Below are 24,431 nucleotides of genomic sequence, written 5' to 3' on the forward strand. Positions count from 1 at the left end.
CCGGCTGTCCGTGGCTGCCGGCTGTCCGTGGCTGCCGGCTGTCCGTGGCTGCCGGCCGCCGCCCGTCGGTGCGGCGGCGGCCGCTGGGAGCGGGCTCATCCCGTACTGGCGCTGCCGCTGCCCGAGCCGACCGGGTCACGCACGATGATGCTGTCGCGCAGCGTGCTGAGCAGCTCGGAGCTGTCCGCTATCGACAGCCGGGTGAACAGCGCGGTGGCCGAGCTGCCGTGGTCCGCCCACGTGCAGACCACCACCTCGTCGCCGTCGGCCCTGCCCGTGCCACAACTGCGGTACTCGCCGCGGACGCCGGTCGGCACCGACTCGACCGAGGTGACCGCGTACTCGTTCTGGAGCCGGGTGACCTCCTCCTGCACCGCCGACTCGGGACTGAGCCGGAAGCCGGTGCTGCCGAAAATGACCACCCGCTTGCCGTTCGAGGCCCGGTAGACCCCGGCGAACGCCTCGCCGCCGGTGAACCAGCTCCGCCCCTGTACCTCCCGCTTCAACTGATCGGCGGCCTCCCGGCCGGCCGCGTTGTCCAGCAGCCGCAGGTCCAGTACCTCGCTCGGCAGCGGATCCACCGGCGAGGCCGGGTACTGGTCCCAGATCGGCTTGGCGTAGTACGCCGGAACGCCGCAGCAGCAGGCGATGGTGAGCAGGGTGAGCGTGAACATCACCCTGGGCCAGCGCCGGCGGCGGCGTACCGGAGGAAGGGGGGCGGGCGGTGCCTTCCGGACCGGCGGCGCCTCCGGCCGGCGCCGCTGTTTCGCCGGTCGGGGCGGAGCGACCGGTGGCGGCGGCTGCTTCCGTGGTGCGGGCGGGGCCGGCGGTCGGGCGGCCCGCGCCGGTGGTGGCGGTGGCGGTGGCGCCGCGTGTGGTGGCGCCGCGTGTGGTGGCGCGGCGTGTGGTGGCGGCGCGTGTGGTGGCGCCGCGTGTGGTGGCGGCGCCGGTGGGCGTGGCCCCGTCGGTGGGGGCGCCGTCGTGCGGGGCGGTGGCGGTGGACCGGTCGGCGCGGGGAACCGCCGGGTCACCGGCAACTGTCGGGCCGGCGGCGGGCTGACCGGTGGGTCGTAGCCGACCGGCGGATGACTCGCCGCTCCCTGGTGGCCACCGACCGGCGGGTACGCGTCCCACGGGTCGTCGGCGGCACCGGCCCAGGGGTCGACCGGGGTGGGGATCTCGTCCTCGTCCGCCTCGACCTCCGGCATCCGCAGGGTCGGATCGGCCGGTCGGGTACGGGCCGTCGGTGCCGCCGGAACGTCCGCCTCCTCGGCATCGCTCCGGAGCCAGCGACGCTTGCGCGGCCGGGGCGGTGGTACGGCCGCAGAGCCGGTCCAGCGTGGCGCTGCGACCCGGGTCGGGGCCGGCCCGTCGTCCTCGGACGGCGACGCCGGCACACCGCCCTCGGCCGGAACCGAGGAGCCATCGTCGTCGACGGGCCGGTCGATCCGGGTGGCGTCGGGCGGCGGGGTACGGCGGGTGGGTGCGTCGTCGTCGGCTGCTGGTGGTCCGTCCGGTGCCGCATGCTCGGTGGCGGCTGCGCGCGGCGAGTCTTCGACCGTCGGGCGTTGGGCGGTGGCGTCGGGCGGCGGGGTACGGCGGGTGGGTGCGTCGTCGTCGGCTGCCGGTGGTCCGTCCGGTGCCGCATGCTCGGTGCTGACTACGCGCGGCGAGTCTTCGGTCGCGGCACGTTCGGTGGCGGCTGCGGGCTGTGGCTTTTCGGCTGGGGACCCTTCGTCGCCGACGGCCGGTGCTGGCGCGGCGTGCACGGAGTCGGCCGGTGACGTGGGGTACGCGGTGACAGTGGCCTCGGGCGGCGGCGTGGGCAGGGTCGGTCGGTCGAGGTCGGCGTCGCCGGACCCGTCCGGTTCCACCGGGACGTCCACGGCCGTGTCGTCCGGCTCACCGGCGTGACCGTGCTCGTCGCCGGCCTGGCCGTGCTCGTCGCTGGCCTGGCCGTGCTCGTTGCCGGCGGCCTGACCGTGCTGCTGGTCGCCTGCTCGACCGTGCTGCTGGTCAGCGGCTCGGCCGTCCTGCTGGTCAGCGGCCCGAGGGTGCTGGTCGCCGGATGCCACGGTCGCCGATCCCTCGGCCGGGGGCGGCCCGGCCGGCGTGGCTCGGCCCGCCGGTGCGGTTTCCTCCGGCTGCGGCTGGGACATTGTGCGGGTCTCCTCTCGCGCCCGTTCGAGGTTAGTACCGCCCGACCAACCGGTCGTTCCGCGCCGGATCGTACGAGTGTCGCCGACGGCGGGGGAAATCGCGGCGAGCCGGCATGCGGGGGGCTTTCCGGCGGAAACTCCGCACCCGGCGGGGGCGGGGACTACCGGACCGGGGCTCGGGCGTGCCGCGTACTCTGGATGGTTGGTGTTCCAGCGGAGTGTCCCGGGAGGTCCCATGAGCGCCGCGTCGTCCGCCGCGGAAAGGTCAGCGGCGATGACGGTCTGGCCGCAGCTCGAGCAGTTGCTGCCCCAGGTCAGCAAGCCGATCCAGTACGTCGGCGGCGAACTGGGCGCGGTGGTGAAGGACTGGGAGTCGGCCGTCGTCCGTTGGGCGCTGATGTATCCGGACGCGTACGAGGTGGGCCTGCCGAACCAGGGGGTGCAGATCCTCTACGAGGTGCTCAACGAACTGCCGGACGTACTGGCCGAGCGGACGTACGCGGTCTGGCCGGACCTGGAGCGGCTGATGCGGGCCGAGGGCGTGCCGCAGTTCACCGTCGAGGCGCACCGGCCGGTCGGCGCGTTCGACCTGTTCGGGATCTCGTTCGCCACCGAACTCGGCTACACCAACCTGCTCACCGCGATCGACCTGGCCGGCATCCCGCTGCTCTCCGCCGACCGTACCGACGAGCACCCGGTGGTGGTGGCCGGCGGGCACGCCGCGTTCAACCCGGAGCCGATCGCCGACTTCCTCGACGCGGCGGTGCTCGGCGACGGCGAGGAAGCGGTCCTGGAGATCACCGAGATCGTCCGGGCCTGGAAGGTGGAGGGCAGCCCTGGCGGGCGGGACGAACTGCTGCTCCGGCTGGCCCGGACCGAGAGCGTCTACGTGCCGGGCTTCTACGACGTCGACTATCTGCCGGACGGCCGGATCCAGCGGGTCGTGCCGAACCGGGCGGACGTGCCGTTCCGGGTACACAAGCGGACGACGATGGACCTGGACGCCTGGCCGTACCCGAAGAAGCCGATCGTGCCGCTCGCCGAGACGGTGCACGAGCGGTACGCGGTGGAGATCTTCCGGGGTTGCACCCGGGGCTGCCGGTTCTGCCAGGCGGGCATGATCACCCGGCCGGTCCGGGAACGCTCCATCACCACCGTGGGCCAGATGGTGCGGGACGGCCTCGAATACTCGGGCTTCTCCGAGGTGGGGCTGCTGTCGCTGTCGTCGGCCGACCACTCGGAGATCGGCGACATGTGCTCCGGCCTGGCCCAGCAGTACGAGGGCACCAACGTCTCGCTCTCGCTGCCGTCGACCCGGGTCGACGCGTTCAACATCGACCTGGCCCAGGAACTGTCCCGCAACGGCCGGCGTACCGGGCTCACCTTCGCCCCGGAGGGCGGCTCGGAGCGGATCCGCAAGGTGATCAACAAGATGGTGTCCGAGGAGGACCTCATCCGCACCGTGGTCACCGCCTACACCAACGGGTGGCGGCAGGTGAAGCTCTACTTCATGTGCGGGCTGCCGACGGAGGAGGACGAGGACGTCCTCCAGATCGCCCGGCTCGCGCACGAGGTGATCAAGGCCGGTCGGGCGGCCACCGGCTCCAAGGACATCCGCTGCACGGTCTCGATCGGTGGGTTCGTGCCCAAGCCGCACACCCCGTTCCAGTGGGCCCGGATGGAGCGGCCCGAGGTGATCGACAACCGGCTCAAGCTGCTCAAGCAGGCGATCAACTCCGACCGGTCGCTCGGCCGGGCGATCGGTTACCGCTATCACGACGGCGAGCCGTCGCTGATCGAGGGGCTGCTCAGCCGGGGTGACCGCCGGGTCGGTGCGGTGATCCGCCGGGTCTGGGAGAACGGCGGCCGGTTCGACGGCTGGAGCGAGCACTTCTCCTACCAGCGCTGGGTGGACGCCGCGGCCGAGGTGCTGCCGGCCTTCGGGGTGGACCTCGACTGGTACACCGTCCGGGAGCGGGAGCAGGCCGAGGTGCTGCCCTGGGACCACCTCGACTCCGGGCTGGACAAGGACTGGCTCTGGCAGGACTGGCAGGACGCCCTGACCGAGTACGAGCAGGACGACTGCCGGTGGACCCCGTGCTTCGACTGCGGCGTCTGCCCGTCCATGGACACCGAGATCCAGATCGGCCCGACCGGCAAGAAGTTGCTGCCGCTGACGCCGGTGAACACCGGCCTGCGGATGCCGGCCGGCACCGGACACTGACCCCCGACCGTTTCCCCGGAGCTGCCCGCTCCCGGGGGAGCGGCCCACCCTGACCATTATCCGAGGAGCGGCACGATCAGCAGGAAACCACAGCCGGAGGGCGGCCAGGCGCCGGTCGTACAGCGGATCCGGATCAGGTACGCCAAGCGTGGGCCGCTGCGGTTCACCTCGCACCGGGACTTCGCCCGGGCCTTCGAGCGCGCGTTGCGCCGGGCCGGCGTACCGGTGGCGTTCTCCCAGGGCTTCACCCCGCACCCGAAGATCTCCTACGCCAGCGCGGCCCCGACCGGGGTGGCCAGCGAGGCGGAGTACCTGGAGATCGGGCTCCAGCGGCCGGTGGATCCGGCCGATCTCCGTGCCGCCCTGGACGCGGTGCTCTCGCCCGGACTCGACGTACTGGACGCGGTGGTGGCCGGCGGCGGCAGCCTGGCCGACCGGATCGACGCCTCGCGCTGGCGGGTCGAACTGCCCGGTGTCGGGCCGGACGTCGCCCGTGCCGCCGTGTCGACCTTTCTGGCCGCCTCCGAGGTGCTCGTCGAGCGGATGACCAAGCAGGGCCGACGCGTTTTCGACACCCGGGCCGCTGTCACGGCCATCGATGTGATCGAGAGGACCGAGGCACCTTCCGGGGTCGCGGGCGTACCGTGTGCGATACTCGAAGTGGTCGTGCGGCAGGTCACCCCGTCCGTACGACCCGATGACGTCCTTTCCGGCCTCCGCGTGGTGGCCGACCTGGAGCCGCCGGTGCCGCCGAGGGCGACCCGGCTGGCGCAGGGCACGCTGACCGCGCAGGGGGAGATCGTCGATCCGTTGGAGGCGGATCGCGACGGGACCGCCATCGGCGAACGCCAGCCGGAAGTCCGGCCGGCGGTCAGGTAGGCAGACTTCGGCGACCCGGTCACCTCGACGCGTCACCGGAAATACTTTGCGGCAACCCTGCGTGGCAGCGCTCACCCGCGCCCGGGGAAGCCAGAACTGGAGAACGTCCATGCTCGAGAACGAGCCAGAGGGCGGAGAACGGACCGGCGCGCAGCCGGCCGTCGACGCCACCACCGCAAACGGCAGCACCGAGAGCACGAGTGCGCAGAGCGCCACCGGAGAGAGTGCGGCCGCGCAGGGCGGCAGTGCGGAGAGTGCGGCCGCGCAGGGCGGCAGTGCCGAGGCGCCCGCGCGGCGGCGTACCACCCGGCGCCGTACGTCCAGCACGACGAGTGAGTCGGCGCCGACCGGCGTACCGGCCGAGGCGTCCAGCACGGCCCGGACGACCAGCGGAGAGGCGTCCGACGCCGAGGTGCTGGCACCGGTGGCCGCGGACATCGAGGCCGCTCCGAAGGCGACCCGCCGGCGCCGCAAGGCCACCACGACGGAGAAGAAGGACGACACCGGACTTCCGGCCGCCGAGGCGAGCGCGGCCACCGACCCGGGTACGCCCGCGGTCGACCCCGACGACGCGGCGGTCGAACCCGTACCGCCGGTGAAGGTCACCCGTACCCGTCGGAAAAAGGCGGCGTCACCTCCCGCCGAGCCGACTGAGACGGCCGTCACCCCAGCCGGGGCCGCCGAGAGCGACCCGGCGGCCGGCGAGGTCCCGGTGACCGGCTCCGACGTCGGCGCTCCCGCCACCCCGGAGTCGACCGGCGGAGCCGGTCGCCCGGTGGCCGCCGGGCCCGCCGAGGCCGAGCCGGCGGCCGAGGAGGCCCCCCGGGGACGCCGGCGCCGCGCCGCGCTCTCCGCACCCACCGTGCTGTTCATGGCCCCGGAGCCGGAGACTCCGCCGGCCCGGGCCGGCGTGGTCGAGCCCGTTCCGTCGACCCGGCCGACCGAGGCCGAGGCCGAGGGTGAGCCGGTCGAGCCGGTCGAGGGCGTCCGGCGGCGCCGCCGGGGCCGGCGTGCCGGCGAGCCTGCGGTGCTGGAAGCCGAGCCGGAGGCCGAGGCCGAGGGCGTCGCCGACGAGGAGGCCCTGGACGTCACCGACGCCGAGGAGGACGAGGACGAGGAGACCGCGGCGGCCCGGCGTCGTCGGCGGCGCGGTCGCCGGGGTCGGGGCCGGGGCAAGGGCACGGCGGACGACGCCGAGGAGGGTGACGAGCCCGAGGCCGGGGTCGAGGCCGGGGCCGACGAGGACGAGGACGACGAGGGCGAGGCCGGTGACGGGGTGACCCGGCGCCGCCGCCGACGGCGGCGCAAGGGCGCCGGGGACACCGACGGTGCGGCCGACGACGGCGTACACACCGTTATCAAGATCCGCGAGCCTCGCAAGACCGTGGACGAGGTGCAGGGCGTCTCCGGCTCGACCCGGCTGGAGGCCAAGCGCCAGCGCCGCCGGGACGGCCGTGAGCAGCGGCGTACCCGGCCGCCGATCCTGAGCGAGTCGGAGTTCCTGGCCCGCCGGGAGGCGGTCGACCGGGTGATGGCGGTACGCCAGCGCGGCGACCGGACCCAGATCGCCGTACTGGAGGACGGGGTGCTGGTGGAGCATTACGTCACCCGCGCCTCCGCCGGCACCATGGCCGGCAACGTCTACCTGGGCAAGGTGCAGAACGTGCTGCCCAGCATGGAGGCAGCCTTCGTCGACGTCGGGCGCGGCCGCAACGCGGTGCTCTACGCCGGTGAGGTCAACTGGGACACCACCGGCCTGGAGGGGCGGGCCCGCTCGATCGAGCAGGCGCTGCGCTCCGGCGACTCGGTGCTGGTGCAGGTCACCAAGGACCCGATCGGTCACAAGGGCGCCCGGCTGACCAGCCACATCGCGCTCTCCGGGCGGCACCTGGTGTACGTGCCGCACGGCAACGCCTCGGGGATCAGCCGCAAGCTGCCGGACACCGAGCGCAAGCGGCTGCGCGACATCCTGAAGAAGCTGGTCCCGGACGGTGCCGGTGTGATCGTCCGGACCGCGGCCGAGGGCGCCAGCGAGGACGAACTGGCCCGGGACGTGAAGCGACTCCAGGCGCAGTGGGAGGACATCCAGGCCAAGGCGGCCGAGGGCGGCGCCCCGGTGCTGCTCTACGAGGAGCCCGACCTGGTGATCCGGGTGGTCCGGGACCTGTTCAACGAGGACTTCCGCGAGCTGGTCGTGCAGGGCGACGAGTCGTACGACATGGTCGAGTCGTACCTCTCGCACGTCTCGCCCGACCTGGTGCCCCGGCTGCGCCGGCACACCGGTGCGGGGGACGTCTTCGCCGAGCGGCGGATCGACGAGCAGATCCTCAAGGGGCTGGACCGGAAGGTCTTCCTGCCCTCCGGCGGCCACCTGGTGATCGACCGCACCGAGGCGATGACGGTGATCGACGTCAACACCGGCAAGTACACCGGTGCCGGCGGCAACCTGGAGGAGACGGTCACCCGGAACAACCTGGAGGCGGCCGAGGAGATCGTCCGGCAGCTCCGGCTCCGCGACCTGGGTGGCATCGTCGTGATCGACTTCATCGACATGGTGCTGGAGTCGAACCGGGAACTGGTGCTGCGCCGACTCACCGAATGCCTGGGCCGGGACCGGACGAAGCACCAGGTGACCGAGATCACCTCGCTCGGCCTGGTCCAGATGACCCGGAAGCGGATCGGTGCCGGGCTGCTGGAGGCGTTCAGCGAGACCTGCGACTGCTGCAAGGGCCGGGGCGTGATCATCCACACCGAGCCGGTGTCGGAGAAGTCCCGCTCGGGCGCGGGGGACAAGGTCAAGGCGGTCGCCTCGGCCACCGGTACCCCGGCACCGGCCTCCGAGGCGCCGGCCGTCGGCGGTCGGCGCCGGGGCCGCAAGGCGGCCGCCCCGGAGCGGGTGGTCGTCGAGGTCTCCGAGTACGAGGACACCATGGGATACGACCTGTCCCGCTACGAGGCGGAGACCCCCGAGGCCGACGACGTCGTCGAGGCCGCGACGGCCGAGTCGATGCGGCTGGCCGGTGCCGGCGACCCGGACGGTATCGAGGACACCGGTGACCTGGACGCGGAGGCCGAGGCCGCGGAGATCGGCGGCGGTCGTCGCCGGGCCCGGCGCGGCGGCACCCGCCGCCGTACCCGTCCCTGATCCGGCGCTGCCCGGGGAGACGGGTTTGGTCCGCTGACACCGGCGGTGGCTACGCTGGTCACTCCCTCACGGTCCCCGACCGGTCGCCGACCACCGTCGGCGCCGGTCGTGTGGGCCAGCCGCACCCCCGGAGGAGAAGACCATGCGACGCCTGCTGGTGACCGCCGCTATCGCCGCCGCGCTGTTCGCGGCGGCCGGCTGCTCGGGTGAGCGGGACGGCGCCGCCGCACCCGGCCCGTCCGGCGGCCCGTCGGCCGGAGCGCCGTCCTCGGGTGCCGCGACGCCGGGCGCCAGCCCGGGCGGATCACCGGCGGTGGACACCAGCCCGGCCGGGGGCAACGGCAAGGAGGTCTGCGAGGCCGCCACCAAGGCCGCCACCTCCTCCGTGCAGACCTTCGTCTCCGAGCTGGGCAAGTCGCTCCAGGCGGCGAGCACCGGCGACACCGCCGGGGCGCAGGCGGCGCAGCGCAAGGCGGAGGCGGCATTGCAGACCTGGGGCAACGCGATGCGGGAGCAGTCCGCCCGGGCCACCGACGAGCGGCTCAAGACGGTACTGGCCGAGATCGCGACCGAGGTCGGCACGATGAAGGCCACCGTCGAGTCGGTCGACGAGAACAAGCTCCAGGAGTTGCAGCAGCGGCTGGAGGCGCTCTGCCCGAGCTGACCCGACCGGCCCGGTCAGGGCTGGCCGCTCCGGCTCTCGCCCGGCGAGGTCTCGTCGGGCGCGGGGAGGGCGGCGAGCCTGCTCACCGGCGCCTCGACCGGCCCCGGGAGCGGGCCCGGTTTGGGTGAGCGGCCCGGCATGGCGTACGCTAGCCTGCGGCGCTCATTACGTGCCAAGTTCTCGCGTGCCCGCCCCGCACCCCAGTGCGGTCGAGTTGGCCGTCGCGAACACCCACCCGCAGCCTCAACGACAGGGAGTCCGCGTCCGATGTACGCGATCGTCAAGACCGGCGGCAAGCAGTACAAGGTCGCCGAGGGCGACGTGATCGAGGTCGAGAAGCTGGTCGGCCAGCCCGGCGACGCGATCAAGCTCGCCGCCGTCCTCCTCGTCGACGGGGACAACCTGGTGACCGATGCCGCGCAGTTGGCCAAGGTTGCGGTGTCCGGCGAGATCGCCGCACACACCAAGGGTCCGAAGATCCGGATCCACAAGTTCAAGAACAAGACCGGCTACCACAAGCGCCAGGGTCACCGCCAGCCGCTGACCCAGGTCAAGGTGACCGGCATCACCAACGGCAAGTAAGCCCCAGCGGAAAGACAGGTCGTCCTCAGATGGCTCACAAAAAGGGTGCGTCCAGCTCGCGGAACGGTCGCGACTCCGCGGCGCAGCGACTCGGCGTCAAGCGGTTCGGTGGGCAGGTCGTCAGCGCCGGCGAGATCCTGATCCGGCAGCGGGGCACCAAGTTCCACCCCGGTGACCTGGTCGGTCGCGGCGGCGACGACACGCTGTTCGCGCTGGCCGCCGGTGCGGTCCAGTTCGGCACCAAGCGCGGCCGCAAGGTCGTCAGCATCGTGCCGTCCGAGCGGTAACGTCAGCTTTCCGGCGGAGCGGGCCGCGGACCTGGTGTCCGGGCCCGCTCCGCCGTTTCTCGGGCACCGGTCGACCCGTGCCCGGCCCTCCCGGCCGGGCGGACGACCTGTGCCGTATCCGGCGCCGCCGGTCGGCGCCGATGAAAGGATTGGCAGCGTGACGACGTTCGTTGACCGGGTCGTACTGCACCTGCAGGCCGGGGACGGCGGGCACGGTTGCGTCTCGATCCATCGGGAAAAGTTCAAGCCGTTCGGCGGGCCGGACGGCGGCAACGGCGGGCACGGCGGCAGCGTGTCCCTGGTGGTCGACCCCCAGGTGCACACCCTGCTCGACTTCCACTTCCGGCCGCACGTCAAGGCCGAGAACGGCAAGGGCGGCGCCGGCTCCAACCGGGACGGTGCCAACGGGCAGGACCTGGTGCTCAAGGTCCCGGACGGGACGGTCGTGCACGCCGTGGACGGCACGGTGCTGGCCGACCTGGTCGGCGCCGGCACCACCTTCGAGGTGGCCCGGGGTGGCCGGGGTGGCCGGGGCAACGCCTCGCTGGCCAACGCCCGGCGCAGGGCGCCCGGCTTCGCCGAGCTGGGCGAGCCGGGGGACCGGCTCGACGTCGTACTCGAACTCAAGAGCGTGGCCGACGTCGGCCTGGTGGGCTTCCCATCGGCCGGCAAGTCCTCGCTGATCTCGGTGCTCTCGGCAGCCAAGCCGAAGATCGCCGACTACCCGTTCACCACGCTGGTGCCGAACCTCGGCGTGGTCCGGGTCGACGAGCACACCTTCACCGTCGCCGACGTGCCGGGCCTGATCCCCGGGGCGGCCACCGGCAAGGGGCTCGGGCTGGAGTTCCTCCGGCACATCGAGCGCTGCGCGGTGCTGGTGCACGTGGTGGACGCGGCCAACCCGGAGCCGGGGCGCGATCCGCTGGCCGACATCGATGCCATCGAGGCCGAACTCTCCGAGTACGGCGGGTTGGCCGACCGGCCTCGGCTGGTCGTACTGAACAAGATCGACATACCGGACGGGCGGGATCTCGCCGAGATCGTCCGGCCCGACATCGAGGCCCGTGGCCTGCGGGTCTTCGAGGCCTCGGCGGTGACCCGGGAGGGGCTGCGCGAGTTGACCTTCGCACTGGCGGAGCTGGTCGAGCAGTCCCGGGCGGTGGCGCCCGACCTGGAGCCGACCCGGATCGTGATCCGGCCGGTCGCGGTCGACGACGCCGGCTTCACGATCGAGGCGGCGCCGGACGGCGCGTACGTGGTGCGCGGGCAGCGGCCGGAGCGCTGGGTCAAGCAGACCAACTTCGACAACGAGGAGGCGGTCGGCTACCTGGCCGACCGGCTGGCCCGGCTGGGCGTCGAGGAGCAGCTCGGCAAGGCCGGTGCCGAGCCGGGCAGCCTGGTCCGGATCGGCGAGCGGGAGTTCGACTGGCAGCCGACGCTCTACGCCGGTGCCGAGTACGTGCCGAGCGCGCGGGGCACCGACAGCCGGCTGGCCGAGAAGGTGACCCGGCCGACCGCGGCCGAGCGGCTCGCCGCCCGCAAGGCCCGCCGGCAGCGACCGCCGGAGGAGGTGGCCGGGGAGTCGGCGCCGGACGGCACCGTGGACCGGCCGGGCGGCGGTACGGCAGAGGGCGCGGATTAGTTCTCTACGCTCCGTATCGGGGCCACTTGGCCGAAACCTTGTTGAAATGCCCGGTGGTTAGCGTCGATGGTGTGCTGATCGAGTCGCGTGCGTCGTCGGATCCCGAGCTGGCCGCCCTGGTGGTGGCTCAGCAGCGTGAGCTTCGGGAGGCCGACGGCGGTCTGGACGGGCAGGTGTTCATGCCGCACGACGACGCCCGCTACCTGGTGGGTGTGGTCGCCGGCCGGGCGGTCGCCTGCGGCGCGATCCAGGCGCTGGACCGGGACACCGCCGAGGTCAAGCGGATGTACGTGCGGCCGGCGCAGCGGGGCCAGGGCTTCGCCCGGCAGATGCTCGGCGCGCTCGAAGAGCTTGCCCTGCGGGCCGGGTACACCGTGCTGCGGCTGGAGACCGGCAGCTACCTTCCCGGCGCGATCCAGCTCTATCTCTCGTCGGGCTACGTCGAGATCCCGGTCTACGGCGAGTACGTCGACAACCCCTACAGCGTCTGCTTCGAGAAGCGCCTGCCGGGTGCGGGATCGGCCACTTCAGGGATGCAGTGGCTTGCCGGACGGGCCGAGGCCACCGCCTCCCTGACGTAGCGCGCTTTCCCGACGCGGTCGGCCGGCTCTTCAATGAACCTTGCCAACCTCCCCTTGCGGTTCGTCGTGCTCCCCTTGCGGTTCGTCAACCTCCCCTTGCGGTTCGTCGTGCTCCCCTTGCGGTTCGTTAACCTCCCCTCGCGGTTCGTCGTGCTCCCCTTGCGGTCCGTCGTGGCCCCAGGTGGAGGTCGGGGCGGACCCGCCGCGCTGTCCCGGTTGACGAAGGTTCAATGGCTGAGTAGGCCGATGGCGTGTTTTGCCCGGTGGACCGTGTCGGCGGCGTTGTCCCGGGCCCGTTCGGCGCCGTCGGCGAGTACCCGCCGGACGTAGCCCGGGTCGCGGGCCAGTTCCGCGTAGCGGAGCCGGATCGGCCGGAGCATCGCCTCGACCGCCTCGGCGACGGCGTTCTTGAGCTGGGCGTACGACCGGTAGTCGGCGGCCAGAGCCGCGGGTGAGCCGCCCAGGCAGGACGCCAGGATCTCCAGCAGGTTCGCCACGCCGGGCCGGTGCCGCGGGTCGTACCCGACGGTCCGGCTCGGGTCGGTCACCGCGCGCAGCACCTTGCGGCGGATCACCTCGGGCGGATCGAGCAGGAAGATCGTGCCAGCCCCGCTGGCACTGGTCTTGCCCATCTTCGCGGTCGGATCGGCCAGGTCCATCACCCGGGCCGACACCGCCGGATGGACCGCCCGGGGCACGGTGAAGGTGTCGCCGTACCGGGCGTTGAACCGGGTCGCCACGGTCCGGGTGAGTTCGAGGTGCTGGCGCTGGTCGTCGCCGACCGGCACCTCCTGCACGTCGTGCAGCAGGATGTCGGCGGCCATCAGCACCGGATAGCTGAGCAGGCTCAGTCGCACCTGCCGGTGCTGCGCCGACTTCTCCCGGAACTGGATCATCCGCTGCACCTCGCCGTAGCCGGTGGCGGATTCCAGCAGGTAGTGCAACTCGGTGTGCTGCGGCACCTGTGACTGCACGTAGAGCAGCGCCCGGTCCGGGTCGAGGCCGGCGGCGAGCAGCACGGTTGCCTGTTCCAGGGTGAGCGCCCGGATCTGCGCCGGCTGGTGGGTCACGGTGAGCGCGTGCAGGTCGGCGAGGAAGACGATCGTCTCCGCCCGGTACTGGCCGGCGACGATCGGCCGGATCGCACCGACCAGGTTGCCCAGGTGCAGGTGCCCGGTCGGCTTGAGGCCGGTGATCCGGCGTACCGCCGGGGTGTTCGGGGCGAGCGCGGTGGCTGCCGGAAGTGGCGAGGTCGGGGCCATGGGGTGCTCCTTACCGGTTTGGCCGCCGCCCCCGGGTGAGCACATGCGAAACGGCCGCCCGGAGGGCGGCCGCTGGCTGTTGTTCGGGTACGCGGATGCGTGGGCCGCCCGTCAGGGCAGCCACCAACCGTTCGAGGTCATCCGCACACCTCCACGGTAGCAGGGACCGGGACCGCCCGGCGGCTTCCGGCGACCGGTCGGGGACGGTCGTCCGCCGCCCCCGACCGGTCGCCAGAACCGTGATCATCGGTTCAGCCGGTCGGCACCACGCCGACGTTGAGTTCGGCGACCGAGGTCCACCGGTTGCCGCTGACCTCACCGAGGGCGCGGAGCCGGATGTACCGCCCGCTGGTCGGCGGGATCGTCACCGTCTGTTCCGCCGCGCTGTTCGGGAAGGTGCCGGTGGCCACCGGCGTACCCCAACTGCTCCGGCTTGCCGAGACGTACACCTCGTAGCCGGTGATCCGGCCGGCGGTGTTCGAGCCCTGCCGGGGCAGGTAGTACAGCCGGTTGACCGTCCGGGCACTGCCCAGGTCGAGGTCGATCCAGTGCGGGTGGGACGAGTTCGACAGCAGCCGCTGGGTGTGCCAGATCGACGACGTGTTGCCGTCCCGTACGTTGGTCGCCCGGCCGTTGACCAGCAGCGTCTCCTGGCTGTCCGCCCCGGCCACGGTCCACGCCGACTGCGGCAGCCGGACGCTGCCGGACTGCGGGTTGTAGCTGGCGGTGTAGCTGGTCGGGCTGGTCGGGGCGGTGAGCACATGGGTCTGTGCCCCACCGTCGGACCAGGAGCCGAAGACGTACGGCACGCCGCCGAGGGTCTGCGGGGTGACCGCGCTGACGGTGTTGCTCGACCCCTGGATGACGGTACGGGTGAACGGTGCCGCCTGTGCGGTCGCGCCGAACACCAGTTGCAGGCCGGCCGGACTGGAGTTGAAGGTCAGGTCGACGGTCTTCGGGTCGAGCCGCACGCTGGTGCTGTGCGACAGGCCGCCGCTGTCCGTGGCGGTCAGCACCAGCTCCAGATAGGACGGATACTCGTGGTCCGGCCCGAACATGCTGCCGCTGGTGCCGGTGAAGTCCTGCAACGTGTGGATGTGGCAGTTGTCCAGCGTGTAGCAGTGGTGCAGCAGCATCCGCCAGTGCAGCGCGCTGGCCGGCAGGGTGCCCTGGTCGGGGTCGGTCGCGTGCCCGGTGAAGCTGATCTGGTCGTTGACCGCCCAGGTGAAGGCGCTGCCCGGGGTGTCGATCACCGCGGTCGGCATGCTGTTGCCGGTCTGGATCGGCACCGTCTGGGTGCCGGCGGCGTTCAGCGTGTCGTAGACGGTGAGCCGGGCGGTGTACGGGCCGCCGGCCGGGTAGGTGTGCGAGGCCGTCGGCGTGGTGGCGTCGACGGTACCGTCGTTGGTGAAGTCCCACTCGTAGCGCAGCCGGCCCACGTCGGCCGGGTCGGCGTCGGAGGAGCCGGTGCCGTCGAAGTTCACCGTCAGCGGGGCCGTCCCGGAGGTGGGGGAGGCGGCGATCGACGCGACCGGCGGCTGGTTGCCGGGGAAGTACCGGATCCGGCGTACCGAACCGGCGTGGTCGACGTAGTAGAGGTCGCCGCCCGGCCCCACGGCCAGATCGACCGGGTTCGCGGCGGCGCTGCCGAAGGTACGCCGGTTGGTCGCCACCGGCAGCCCGCCGGGTGCGGCGGGCAACATGGCCCAGATGCAGTCCCGGGAGTAGTCGGAGAAGAAGAGCGCGCCCGCGTACTCGGCGGGGTAGCTGCCGCCGGCAGCCGGGTAGAAGGCGGCACCGGAGACCGAGGAACCGCCGGTCGGGCAGGCCTCCCCGGCCACCACCCGGGCCGCGTGGTCGTACGTGTAGAACGGTGCGGTCTGCCCGGCACCGCTGTAGAGGCTCTCGCACATGTCGAGGTTGGCGCTGTCGTAGCCGCTCTGCCGGCCGGCGCCCTCGAAGCACGGCCAGCCGAAGTTGGCCACCCCGGCGGTCGGGTCGACCACCCGGTTGACCTCCTCCCACCGGGTCCAGCCCACGTCGCCGAGCCATACCTCGTTGGTGCCGGGCCGGATGGTGAACCGGAACGGGTTGCGCAGCCCCTGCGCGACGATCCGCCGGATGTTCGGGTCGGGGCTGGCTGCCGACGGGTTGCCGGACGCGGCGGCGCCGGTCAGCGGGTCGAGCCGGAGTACCGTGCCGTCCAGGCTGGTCGGGTCGGCGGTGGTCCGGGAGTCCTGGGAGCGCAGCGCGCCGCCCTCGGCGGTCGGCGCGGACATCGTGCCACCGGGCGGGTCGGCGCAGGGGTTCGGCGGGTTGCCGAGCTGGCCGTAGTCGACCAGGTCGTAGCTGGCCCCGTCCCCGGCGGTGGCGTAGAGCATGCCGTCGGCACCGAACCGCAGGTCACCGGTGGCGTGGCTGGCGTACTGCTGGCACCAGTCGTCGATGAACACCTGCTCGGTGCCGGTCATCGTGTTGCCGGCGGCGGTCAGCCGGGAGAGCCGGCCGGTGACGATGCACCGCCCGCCGTTGGTGCCGCCGACCGAGGCGCAGTTGTCGTTCCAGTACGGAGCGGTCTGCCCCGGCGGGGCGTCGTAGGCGTAGAGCACGTAGACGTACGGCTGGGTGGGGAAGCCCGGGTGCAGGGCCAACCCGAGCAGCCCTCGGTCGTGCTGGTTGTGCACGTTCGCCGAGAGGTCGGCGAAGACGGTCGCGGTGGTGTCGGCGAGGTCGTCGTACACCTTGATCCGGCCGCCCTTCTCGGCGACGAAGATCCGCCCGTCCGGGGCGAACTCGATGTTGGTCGGCTGGTTCAGACCGGTGAAGACGATCTGCTCCTGGAAGCCGGTCGGCAGCACCACCGCGGCGGCGGGTGCCGTACCGGAGATGGGTGCGGCCAGGGCGGCGACCAGCGCGACCGCGACTCCTGTCCGCAGCAGGCGGGCGACCGGTGACGGTCGTGCGGAAGATGGCATTCGTTCCCCTAACTTGGCGCAGCTCCAAGCAGTGCACGGTGCGACCTTCGCGCCCCGCCGCGAAGAGCCCGAGCGCGGCCGGTGCGGGACCGGTGCACAAAGGACCTGTCACGCTAGGGGTAGGGGCGGAGCGCGGCAGCCCGGTCCCGCCCGGAGTGAGCAATTCGTGATTACGGGCTAACGGTACGTCACCTGATGTTTGGGGATGATGCCGTCCGGACCACGACGCACCGCCTCGGCGGATCATCGGAGAGTGTCCGGCCGGTCGGGCGAGGAGAATCACCCGACCGGCCCGCCTACACCGTCCACACCGGTCCCCGCCGGGGCGGGGTGCGGTGTGGACGGGTCAGCCCTTGACGGTCAGCAGGGGCCGCAGCTCCGCCACCGGCTCGGCCACCCCGGCCCGGCGCAGGCTCCGCACCACCGGGCCCACCTCCTTGTACGCCCACGGCGCCTCCTGCTTGAGGTCCCGACGCCAGGCGTCGACGATGTCCCGCCGCGCGGCGACCGCCGGATCCCGGTGGTCGACCGGGGTGACCACCCGGAACTCCCGCAGAAAGGCGTCCAGTTCGGCGTCTCCGCCCCGGGACGCCGCGCCCCGCGGGATGCTCCGACCGGCACCGTGGCAGGCACTGGCCAGCGCCCGGGCACTGCCCAGCCCCCGGAGCAGGTAGCTCGGCGCACCCATCGAGCCCGGCACGATCACCGGCTCGCCGTACAGGTCGGTCGGGCGCTGGCCGGCACCGCCCGCTCCGGCGGCCGGGGTGGCGCCCTTGCGGTGCAGTACCGTGCCGTCCGGCTCCGGCCACAGCAGGTTGTGCGGTGCGTCGTAGACCAGCCGGGACCGCAGCTCACCGGCGACCTCGGCCAGCCCGGCCCGGAGCATCAGGGCCAGGAAGAACCGGTTGCCGAGCGCGAAGTTCGCCGCGTTGCCGAAGGCGGTCAGATAGCGCTGCCGGGCCGGTGCGGTGCGCTCGTCCAGCGGGATCGGCAGGATCCGGTTCCGGGGCAGCGGCACCGCGCGCGGCCAGGCGGCCCGGGCCAGGTCCCGCCCGGTGGCGTTGGCCTGGTGGCCGAGCGAGAGCGAGCCACTGTGCACCATCAGCACCACCTGGCCCGGGGCCAGCCCCCAGGCGTACGCGGTGGCGCCGTCCCGGACGTCCGATACGTACTGCAACTCGGCGAAGTGGTTGCCGCCGCCGACGCTGCCGATGATGCTGTCGTAGCTGGTCCCGCCGCCGCTGGTGATCCAGTCCCGGAAGTCCTCGGCGGAGTCGACCGGGAAACCGGCGGCGTGCAGCCGGCCGTCGAGGCCGGCGAGATCGTCCGGCCCGACCTGCCGCCAGGCGCCCACCGGGTCGGCCGGTACTCCGTCGGCGAGCAGCCCGGGCAGCCCCTCGCGGAGCAGCCCCTCGCGCTGCCCGGGGGTCAGCCCGATCCGGCGGCCACCGGCGAAGAACAGGTGCCGCAGCCGGCGTTCGAGCCGGTCGAGGTGCGGGCGGAGTTGGTCGACGGTGAGCGAGGTCGCCTCGACCCGCATTCCGCAGTTGACGTCGTTGCCGACCGCCTGCGGGATCAGCGCGCCGACCGTGCGCAGTACGGTGCCGATCGGGATGCCGGCACCCTTGTGGAAGTCCGGGGTGCAGACGACCCGCTCGACCCGGGGCTCGGGGTCCAGCCCCGGAACGGCCCGGGCCAGCGTGTTCAGGGTGTCGGCGGTTTCCAGCACGGTGAGCAGTTCGTCGACCGCCACCGGTTCGACGGGTACGTCCGGCCCGGCGCAGATCTCGACCGGGACGTCGTACGGGTTGGGCAGGCGCAGCCAGGAGTCGTCGACCCTGACCAGGCGTGGATCATGTCGGTTCGCCGCTGATATCGGCACGTGTAGAGACCTTTCGCAGGCTGCTGTGAGTGAACCCTTTCCACCTCGCCTTGCGGTCTGGCGGACCACAAGGTCGGACGCGGTGCGTGGGCGCCGCGCGGTTCGGGTTGAAAAAGGTTCAGTGGGTACGAGCCATCGGCACGCGGTCGTACGCGTGCGGGCTCGGCGGGGTGGTCCCGCGTTCTCCGGTTGTGGTGCTCGACGGTTCAGCAGCCGCGAGGTCAGGATCAGGCTAGGACCCGGCCGGTCGGGCGGCAATCGAATTGCCCCGGCGCCCGACGGCGGGTCCGCCGCCCGTGCGTACCTAGTCGAGGTCGAACTCGCCGTCCTGGGCGCCGGCCACGAAGGCGTCCCACTCGGCCTGGGTGAAGACCAGCACCGGACCGTCCGGTTCGGCGGAGTTGCGCATGCCGATCAGATCGTCGACGAACGCGATCTCGACCGCGCCCTCGGAGTCGTCGCCCTCGGCACGCTGCCACACGGCGCGCGACAGGTCGAAATCGCCCTTGGGGTGCTGCGCCATCGTCGGTTCCTCCATCGGTGAATCTGCCCGGGACCGAACCGTCCACGGACCCATCGTGCAGGATAAGCGGATGCCGAGCCTGACCCGGGTAGCGGCGGGGGAACGCGCCGCCCTGCTCACCGTCGAGTCGTACGACATCGAACTGGATCTCACCGGGCCGGCGGAGCGGTTCCGGTCGACCAGCACGGTCCGGTTCCGCGCGGCAACCCCGGGCGCCGGCACGTTCGTCGAGGTCAGGCCGGCCCGACTGCTCGGGGTACGACTGAACGGCGCGGAACTCGATCCTGCGGCGCTGGACGACAACCAGTTCCCGCTGACCGGGCTGGCCGCCGAGAACACGCTGGTGGTCGAGGCGGAGATGGCGTACTCGAACAGCGGGGAGGGGCTGCACCGGTTCGTCGACCCGGCCGACGGTGAGACCTATCTCTACGCGATGTCGGGGATGGACAACGCCCAGCGGATCTTCGCCTGCTTCGACCAGCCCGACCTGAAGGCGCCGGTGACCCTGACCGTCGTCGCGCCGCCGGAGTGGACCGTGGCCGGCAACGGGCGGCTCGGCACCGGGCCGGTCTCCGGACGGTGGGTGTTCGCCCCGACCCCGCCGCTGGCCACCTACTTCGTGACGCTGGTCGCCGGGCCGTACTCGGTGCGCCGGGCCGAGCACGACGGCATCCCGCTCGGCCTCTACTGCCGGCGGTCGCTCACCGAGCATCTCGACCGGGACATCGAGGAGATCCTCACGGTCACCCGGCAGTGCCTGGACCGGCTGCACCGGCTCTTCGGGGTGCGCTACCCGTTCGACAAGTACGACCAGGCGTTCGTGCCGGAGTTCAACATGGGTGCGATGGAGAACCCGGGCCTGGTCACCCTGCGGGACGAGTACCTGCCCCGGTCGGCGGTGACCGACGCCGAGCGGGAGCGCCGGGCGAACGTCATCGCGCACGAGATGTCGCACATGTGGTTCGGCGACCTGGTCACCCTGCGCTGGTGGGACGACCTGTGGCTGAACGAGTCGTTCGCCGAGTACTTCGGCACCCGGGTCACTGCCGAGGCGACCCGCTTCGACCGGGCGTGGATCACCTTCGCGCTGCACCGCAAGGCCTGGGGGTACGCCGCCGACCAGCGGCCCTCCACCCATCCGGTCGCGCCGGCCGAGGTGGTCGACGCCGCCGAGGCGCTGGCGAACCTCGACGGCATCTCGTACGCCAAGGGCGCCTCGGTGCTCCGCCAACTCGTGGCCTGGCTCGGCGACGACGCGTTCCTGGCCGGGCTGCGGGAGTACTTCGCCGCACACCGGTTCGGCAACGCCACCCTCGCCGACCTGCTCGCGGCGCTCGCCACCAGCAGCGGTCGCGACCTGACCGGCTGGGCGCAGGTGTGGCTGCGCCAGCCGCGGCTCAACACCGTGCGCACCGAGGTACGGCTGCGCGACGACGGGCACTACGCCGAGGTGGCCCTGGTGCAGAGCGCCCCGCCGGAGCATCCGGTGCTGCGCCCGCACCGCATCGGCGTCGGGCTCTACGACACCGAGCCGGCCGGCGAGGGGATCGCGCTGTGGTTGCGGGACCGGATCGAGGTGGACCTCGACCCGGCGGTGGACGGCGGTCGGACAGTACTCGACGGGCTGTCCGGTCAGCCGGCGGCCCGGCTGCTGCTGCCCAACGACGGCGACCTGACCTTCGCCAAGGTACGCCTGGACGCCGGCTCGGTCGCCGCCGTGCCGGCGGCCCTGTCCGAACTGGCCGATCCGCTGGCCCGGGCACTGTTCTGGGCGGAGGCGCTGGACGCGGTGACCGACGGGGAACGGCCGGTCGCCGACCTGGTGGCGCTGGTGGTGGCCGCCCTGCCGGCCGAGACCGAGGTGGCCGTGGTGCAGGACGTACTGGCCCGGGCCCGCAACCTGCTCGACCGCTATCTCGACCCGGAGGTCCGGCCGGCCGCCCTGGAACAGCTCGCCGGGGCCTGTGCCCGGCTGCTCGCGGTGGCGCCGCCCGGCGGGTCGGGCCAGCTCGCGGCGGCACGCGGGTGGATCTCCTCGACCGTCGACACCGCCCGGGTGGCCGGCTGGCTGGCCGGCAAGGACGTACCCGACGGGCTCGCGGTCGACGCCGAGCTGCGCTGGGCGGTACTGCGCCGGCTGGCCGTGCTCGGCGCGGCGGGCGAGCCGGAGATCGCCGCCGAGCAGGCCGCGGACCGCAGCGCCAGCGGAGCGGAGTGGGCCGCGACCTGTCGGGCGGCGCTGCCGGACCCGGCTGCCAAGGAGCACGCCTGGCGGCTGCTCGTCGGCGGGACGAGTCTGTCGAACCGGCTGCTGGAGGCGACCGCGCGCGGGTTCTGGCAGCCGGAGCAGGCCGGACTGACCGACTCCTATGTGGAGCGGTACTTCGCCGAGATGCCGGCGGCGGCGCGGCGGCGTACCCCCTGGGTGGCCGACCGGGTGGCCGGGCTGGGTTATCCGCGGTACGCCGTCTCGGCGCGGACCCGGGAACTGGCGGCGGCGCTGCTCGCCCGGGACGACCTGCCGCCCGGGCTGCGCCGGGTGGTCGTCGACGAGGACGACGACCTGCGCCGGGCGCTCGCCGCGCGGCGGTGAGTACCCGCCCGCCCACCAGCCCGCCTGCCCACCAGCCTGCCCACCAGCCCACCAGCCCACCAGTCCGGCCGCCCACCAGCCCGGCCGCTCGGCAGATCGGTAGATCGGCCGGAAAGTGCGATCTGGCTCATGCTCCCCGGAACGGGCGGCGGGTCCGGGCCTACGATCAAGTCGTGGAGGCAGACATCCGGCGGATAGGGATCATGGGGGGCACTTTCGACCCGATCCACCACGGGCACCTGGTGGCCGCGAGCGAGGTGGCCGACCGGTTCGAGTTGGACGAGGTGGTCTTCGTGCCCACCGGCCAGCCGTGGCAGAAGGCCGACGAGCCGGTCAGCTCGGCCGAGGACCGCTATCTGATGACCGTGATCGCGACCGCCTCGAACCCGCGGTTCCAGGTGAGCCGGGCCGACATCGACCGGGGCGGCCCGACCTACACCGTCGACACCCTGCGCGACCTGCACTCCGAGTACGGCCCGAAGGTGCAGCTCTTCTTCATCACCGGCGCCGACGCGCTGGAGAAGATCCTCTCCTGGAAGGATCTCGACCAGATGTTCGAGTTGGCCCACTTCATCGGGGTCACCCGGCCCGGCTTCGTCCTCTCCGACGCCCACCTGCCGGCCGACACGATCAGCCTGGTCGAGGTGCCCGCGCTGGCCATCTCCTCGACCGACTGCCGCGCCCGGGTGGCCGCCGGTGGGCCACTCTGGTATCTCGTCCCCGACGGTGTGGTGCAGTACATCGCCAAACGGGGGCTCTACCGGGGGTGATTCCGCCCGGTTTCATGCTCGTCGTTCGTTAACCGCCGGGCCGTACGGTGCCACCGTGTGAGAGGCTAGGAGGGTCCGACGGTTGATCGAAGGAGAATGGTGACAGCTTCCGACCGCGCCCGTGAGCTGGCAACGGCTGCCGCACAGGCCGCAGCCGACAAGAAGGCGCAGGACATCGTCATCATCGACGTGGCGGACCAACTGGTGATCACCGACGCGTTCCTGCTCGCCTCCGCGCCCAACGAGCGGCAGGTGACCGCGATCGTGGACGCGATCGAGGAGGCGCTGGTCGGTCTGCCCGAGAAGGCCAAGCCGGTCCGCCGCGAGGGCGAGCGGGCGGGCCGCTGGGTGCTGCTCGACTACGTCGACCTGGTGGTGCACGTCCAGCACACCGAGGAGCGCGAGTTCTACGCGCTCGACCGGCTGTGGAAGGACTGCCCGACGATCCCGTTCGTCGATCGCGACCTGGTGGAGGCCGAGGCGGGCATCGCCGAATGACCCGGCTGATCGTCTGGCGGCACGGCAACACCGACTGGAACGCCGCCAACCGGGTGCAGGGCCAGCTCGACGTACCGCTGAACGACCTCGGCCGCGAGCAGGCCGCCGAGGCCGCGCCGCTGCTCTCCGCGCTGCGTCCGGACGCGATCGTCGCCAGCGACCTGCGCCGGGCGGCCGACACCGCCGCCGCGCTGGCGGCGCTGACCGGCCTGCCGGTCCGCACCGACGCCCGGCTGCGGGAGCGGTTCTACGGGCAGTGGCAGGGGCTGCTGATGACCGAGGTGGCGCAGCGGTTCCCCGCCGAGTACGCCCGCTGGCGGACCGGTGACCCGGATCCCGGCAGCGAGGTGGAGAGCCTCGACGACCTCGGCAAGCGGGTCGGTACGGCGTTGCAGGAGGCAGCCGACGCGGTACCGGGCGGCACGATCGTGATCGCCACGCACGGCGGTGGCGCCCGACAGGGCTGCGGCTACCTGCTCGGCTGGGACTCGACCGTGCTCCGGTCGGTCGGCTCGCTGAACAACTGCCACTGGACGGAGTTGCGGCACGACGAGGTACGCGGCTGGCAGTTGCGTGGGCACAACGTCGGCCTGGTCGCCCAGGGCCCGGCACCGGCAGCCGTCTGAGCCGTTCCGCTCGGCCGCCCGCTGCGGCGGTCTGCCGGCCGTCCGGCGGTGTCTGTCATCCGAGGCTGCCTGCCGTCGGGCTTCGCTGGCTGCCTGCCGTCGGGCTTCACTGGCTGCCTGCCGTAGGGCTTTGCTGGCTGCCTGCCGTAGGGCTTCGCTGTCCGGGCCGCCGCTCGCTGGGTGGTCGGTCGTCCTGCCGCCGGTGATCGGCTAACGTGCCGGAATGCCTGTCGCGGTTGTCACCGACTCCACCGCCTACCTGCCGGCCGAGCTGGCCGAGCGGCACCCGCTCACCGTCGTGCCGCTGATCGTCGTGCTGGACGGGACGCAGGGCCGGGAGGGCATCGACGTCGGGCCGGCGGACGCGGCCCAGGCGCTGAGCGCCCGGCGGTTCGCGATGAGTACGTCCCGGCCCGCCCCGGAGGAGTTCGTCGAGACGTACCGCCGGTTGCTGGCCGAGGGGGCCGACGCCGTCGTCTCGGTACACCTGTCTGCCGAACTCTCCGGCACGGTGGAGGCGGCCCGGCTGGCCGCCGCCGAGCTGGGTCCCCGGGTCGGCGTGGTCGACGCCCGGTCGACCGGGATGGGTCTCGGCTTCCCGGCGCTCGCCGCCGCCGAGGCCGCCGCCCGGGGTGCGGGCCTGACCGAGGTACGCCGGGCGGCGCTGGACGCCATCGCCCGGACCAGCACTTTCTTCTACGTCGACACCCTGGAGTTCCTTCGGCGGGGCGGCCGGATCAACGCGGCCGAGGCGTTGCTCGGCACCGCCCTGTCGGTGAAGCCGATCCTGCACGTGGCCGACGGTGGCATCGCGCTGCGGGACCGGGTCCGCACCGCCGGACGGGGACTGGCCCGGCTGGTCGACCTCGCCGTGGAGGCGGCCGGCCCGGGTGAGGTCGAGGTGGCGCTGCACCATCTCGCCGTACCCGCTCGGGCGGCCGACCTGGCCGAGAAGTTGGGCGCCCGCCTGGGTGACCGGCTCCGGGCCACGTACGTCACGGAGGCCGGAGCGGTGATCGCCACGCATGCCGGGCCGGGACTGGTCTGCGTCGTGGTGCACCGCCGGTAGGTGACGTCCCCGGCTCTGCATCCTGCTGGCTCTCCGCGTTGGTGGATCCTCTCCGCCCGGCTGGCTCTCC

At 72.8% G+C, this 24,431-nt stretch carries 18 protein-coding genes; 13 read left to right on the forward strand and 5 right to left on the reverse strand.

Going from position 1 to position 24,431, the window contains the following annotated elements; translation table 11 throughout:
- Positions 1-95 precede the first annotated feature (95 nt).
- On the reverse strand, positions 96-2,159 hold the full coding sequence (locus tag ACQEVC_RS17505; protein ID WP_432878561.1) for a hypothetical protein: 2,064 nt from the start codon (positions 2,157-2,159) through the stop codon (positions 96-98).
- 235 nt (positions 2,160-2,394) lie between these two features.
- Here ACQEVC_RS17505 and ACQEVC_RS17510 point away from each other — a divergent pair, with 235 nt between their 5' ends.
- The 8 genes from ACQEVC_RS17510 (at position 2,395) to ACQEVC_RS17545 (ending at position 12,163) form a co-directional block, all read left to right on the forward strand.
- Positions 2,395-4,383, forward strand: coding sequence for a TIGR03960 family B12-binding radical SAM protein (locus ACQEVC_RS17510; RefSeq protein ID WP_432878564.1), 1,989 nt, complete (start codon positions 2,395-2,397; stop codon positions 4,381-4,383).
- 132 nt (positions 4,384-4,515) lie between these two features.
- Positions 4,516-5,262, forward strand: coding sequence for a TIGR03936 family radical SAM-associated protein (locus tag ACQEVC_RS17515; protein WP_432891486.1), 747 nt, complete (start codon positions 4,516-4,518; stop codon positions 5,260-5,262).
- A 109-nt stretch (positions 5,263-5,371) separates the two neighbouring features.
- Positions 5,372-8,407: an Rne/Rng family ribonuclease gene (locus tag ACQEVC_RS17520; RefSeq protein ID WP_432878567.1), complete on the forward strand. Its 3,036-nt coding sequence runs from the start codon at positions 5,372-5,374 to the stop codon at positions 8,405-8,407.
- 142 nt (positions 8,408-8,549) lie between these two features.
- Positions 8,550-9,071 carry a hypothetical protein gene (locus tag ACQEVC_RS17525; protein ID WP_432878570.1) on the forward strand — a complete coding sequence of 174 codons (522 nt, stop codon included), beginning with the start codon at positions 8,550-8,552 and terminating at the stop codon, positions 9,069-9,071.
- 267 nt (positions 9,072-9,338) lie between these two features.
- The gene (gene rplU, locus ACQEVC_RS17530) at positions 9,339-9,653 is read left to right on the forward strand and encodes a 50S ribosomal protein L21 (protein ID WP_318398548.1); all 315 of its coding nucleotides are present in this window, start codon (positions 9,339-9,341) and stop codon (positions 9,651-9,653) included.
- A gap of 29 nt (positions 9,654-9,682) precedes the next feature.
- Entirely contained in the window at positions 9,683-9,940 is a 258-nt protein-coding gene (rpmA, locus tag ACQEVC_RS17535) for a 50S ribosomal protein L27 (RefSeq protein ID WP_101367567.1), read from the forward strand.
- A gap of 157 nt (positions 9,941-10,097) precedes the next feature.
- Complete coding sequence (gene obgE, locus ACQEVC_RS17540) at positions 10,098-11,582, forward strand: GTPase ObgE (RefSeq protein ID WP_432878574.1); 1,485 nt, start codon at positions 10,098-10,100, stop codon at positions 11,580-11,582.
- A gap of 71 nt (positions 11,583-11,653) precedes the next feature.
- Positions 11,654-12,163 (forward strand): GNAT family N-acetyltransferase, encoded by a 510-nt coding sequence (locus tag ACQEVC_RS17545; RefSeq protein WP_432878576.1) that lies wholly within the window; start codon positions 11,654-11,656, stop codon positions 12,161-12,163.
- A gap of 227 nt (positions 12,164-12,390) precedes the next feature.
- Here the strand turns inward: ACQEVC_RS17545 and trpS are convergent, their stop codons facing one another.
- From trpS to ACQEVC_RS17565, 4 genes are all read right to left on the reverse strand, one after another.
- A complete protein-coding gene (gene trpS, locus ACQEVC_RS17550) occupies positions 12,391-13,425 on the reverse strand; it encodes a tryptophan--tRNA ligase (protein WP_432878578.1) in 1,035 nt (344 codons plus the stop codon).
- Positions 13,426-13,676: 251 nt separating this feature from the next.
- Positions 13,677-16,400 carry a PQQ-dependent sugar dehydrogenase gene (locus tag ACQEVC_RS17555; RefSeq protein ID WP_432878581.1) on the reverse strand — a complete coding sequence of 908 codons (2,724 nt, stop codon included), beginning with the start codon at positions 16,398-16,400 and terminating at the stop codon, positions 13,677-13,679.
- A 346-nt stretch (positions 16,401-16,746) separates the two neighbouring features.
- Entirely contained in the window at positions 16,747-18,282 is a 1,536-nt protein-coding gene (locus tag ACQEVC_RS17560; protein ID WP_432878583.1) for an RtcB family protein, read from the reverse strand.
- A 304-nt stretch (positions 18,283-18,586) separates the two neighbouring features.
- Entirely contained in the window at positions 18,587-18,805 is a 219-nt protein-coding gene (locus ACQEVC_RS17565) for a DUF397 domain-containing protein (RefSeq protein ID WP_101371446.1), read from the reverse strand.
- 70 nt (positions 18,806-18,875) lie between these two features.
- Between ACQEVC_RS17565 and pepN the strand changes: the two genes are divergently transcribed.
- The 5 genes from pepN to ACQEVC_RS17590 all read left to right on the forward strand — a co-directional run bounded on the left by pepN (position 18,876) and on the right by ACQEVC_RS17590 (position 24,361).
- The gene (pepN, locus tag ACQEVC_RS17570) at positions 18,876-21,398 is read left to right on the forward strand and encodes an aminopeptidase N (protein ID WP_432878586.1); all 2,523 of its coding nucleotides are present in this window, start codon (positions 18,876-18,878) and stop codon (positions 21,396-21,398) included.
- 173 nt (positions 21,399-21,571) lie between these two features.
- Entirely contained in the window at positions 21,572-22,168 is a 597-nt protein-coding gene (nadD, locus tag ACQEVC_RS17575; protein WP_432878589.1) for a nicotinate-nucleotide adenylyltransferase, read from the forward strand.
- 99 nt (positions 22,169-22,267) lie between these two features.
- Positions 22,268-22,666 carry a ribosome silencing factor gene (gene rsfS / locus ACQEVC_RS17580; protein ID WP_101371445.1) on the forward strand — a complete coding sequence of 133 codons (399 nt, stop codon included), beginning with the start codon at positions 22,268-22,270 and terminating at the stop codon, positions 22,664-22,666.
- Entirely contained in the window at positions 22,663-23,292 is a 630-nt protein-coding gene (locus ACQEVC_RS17585) for a histidine phosphatase family protein (RefSeq protein WP_432878592.1), read from the forward strand. Before rsfS ends, ACQEVC_RS17585 begins: the two co-directional genes overlap by 4 nt.
- A gap of 223 nt (positions 23,293-23,515) precedes the next feature.
- Positions 23,516-24,361: a DegV family protein gene (locus ACQEVC_RS17590; RefSeq protein ID WP_432878594.1), complete on the forward strand. Its 846-nt coding sequence runs from the start codon at positions 23,516-23,518 to the stop codon at positions 24,359-24,361.
- Positions 24,362-24,431: the final 70 nt, after the last annotated feature.

The organism is Plantactinospora sp. CA-294935 (genome assembly GCF_050936445.1).
Taxonomy (GTDB): domain Bacteria; phylum Actinomycetota; class Actinomycetes; order Mycobacteriales; family Micromonosporaceae; genus Plantactinospora.

Excerpts from the sequence above, each read along its gene's own strand:
- rpmA (WP_101367567.1), top strand. The coding sequence starts at position 9,683 with ATGGCTCACAAAAAGGGTGCGTCCAGCTCGCGGAACGGTCGCGACTCC.
- ACQEVC_RS17510 (WP_432878564.1), top strand. The coding sequence starts at position 2,395 with ATGAGCGCCGCGTCGTCCGCCGCGGAAAGGTCAGCGGCGATGACGGTC.
- ACQEVC_RS17555 (WP_432878581.1), bottom strand. The coding sequence starts at position 16,400 with ATGCCATCTTCCGCACGACCGTCACCGGTCGCCCGCCTGCTGCGGACA.
- ACQEVC_RS17565 (WP_101371446.1), bottom strand. The coding sequence starts at position 18,805 with ATGGCGCAGCACCCCAAGGGCGATTTCGACCTGTCGCGCGCCGTGTGG.
- trpS (WP_432878578.1), bottom strand. The coding sequence starts at position 13,425 with ATGGCCCCGACCTCGCCACTTCCGGCAGCCACCGCGCTCGCCCCGAAC.
- ACQEVC_RS17590 (WP_432878594.1), top strand. The coding sequence starts at position 23,516 with ATGCCTGTCGCGGTTGTCACCGACTCCACCGCCTACCTGCCGGCCGAG.
- ACQEVC_RS17585 (WP_432878592.1), top strand. The coding sequence starts at position 22,663 with ATGACCCGGCTGATCGTCTGGCGGCACGGCAACACCGACTGGAACGCC.
- rplU (WP_318398548.1), top strand. The coding sequence starts at position 9,339 with ATGTACGCGATCGTCAAGACCGGCGGCAAGCAGTACAAGGTCGCCGAG.
- pepN (WP_432878586.1), top strand. The coding sequence starts at position 18,876 with ATGCCGAGCCTGACCCGGGTAGCGGCGGGGGAACGCGCCGCCCTGCTC.
- ACQEVC_RS17520 (WP_432878567.1), top strand. The coding sequence starts at position 5,372 with ATGCTCGAGAACGAGCCAGAGGGCGGAGAACGGACCGGCGCGCAGCCG.
- ACQEVC_RS17505 (WP_432878561.1), bottom strand. The coding sequence starts at position 2,159 with ATGTCCCAGCCGCAGCCGGAGGAAACCGCACCGGCGGGCCGAGCCACG.
- ACQEVC_RS17525 (WP_432878570.1), top strand. The coding sequence starts at position 8,550 with ATGCGACGCCTGCTGGTGACCGCCGCTATCGCCGCCGCGCTGTTCGCG.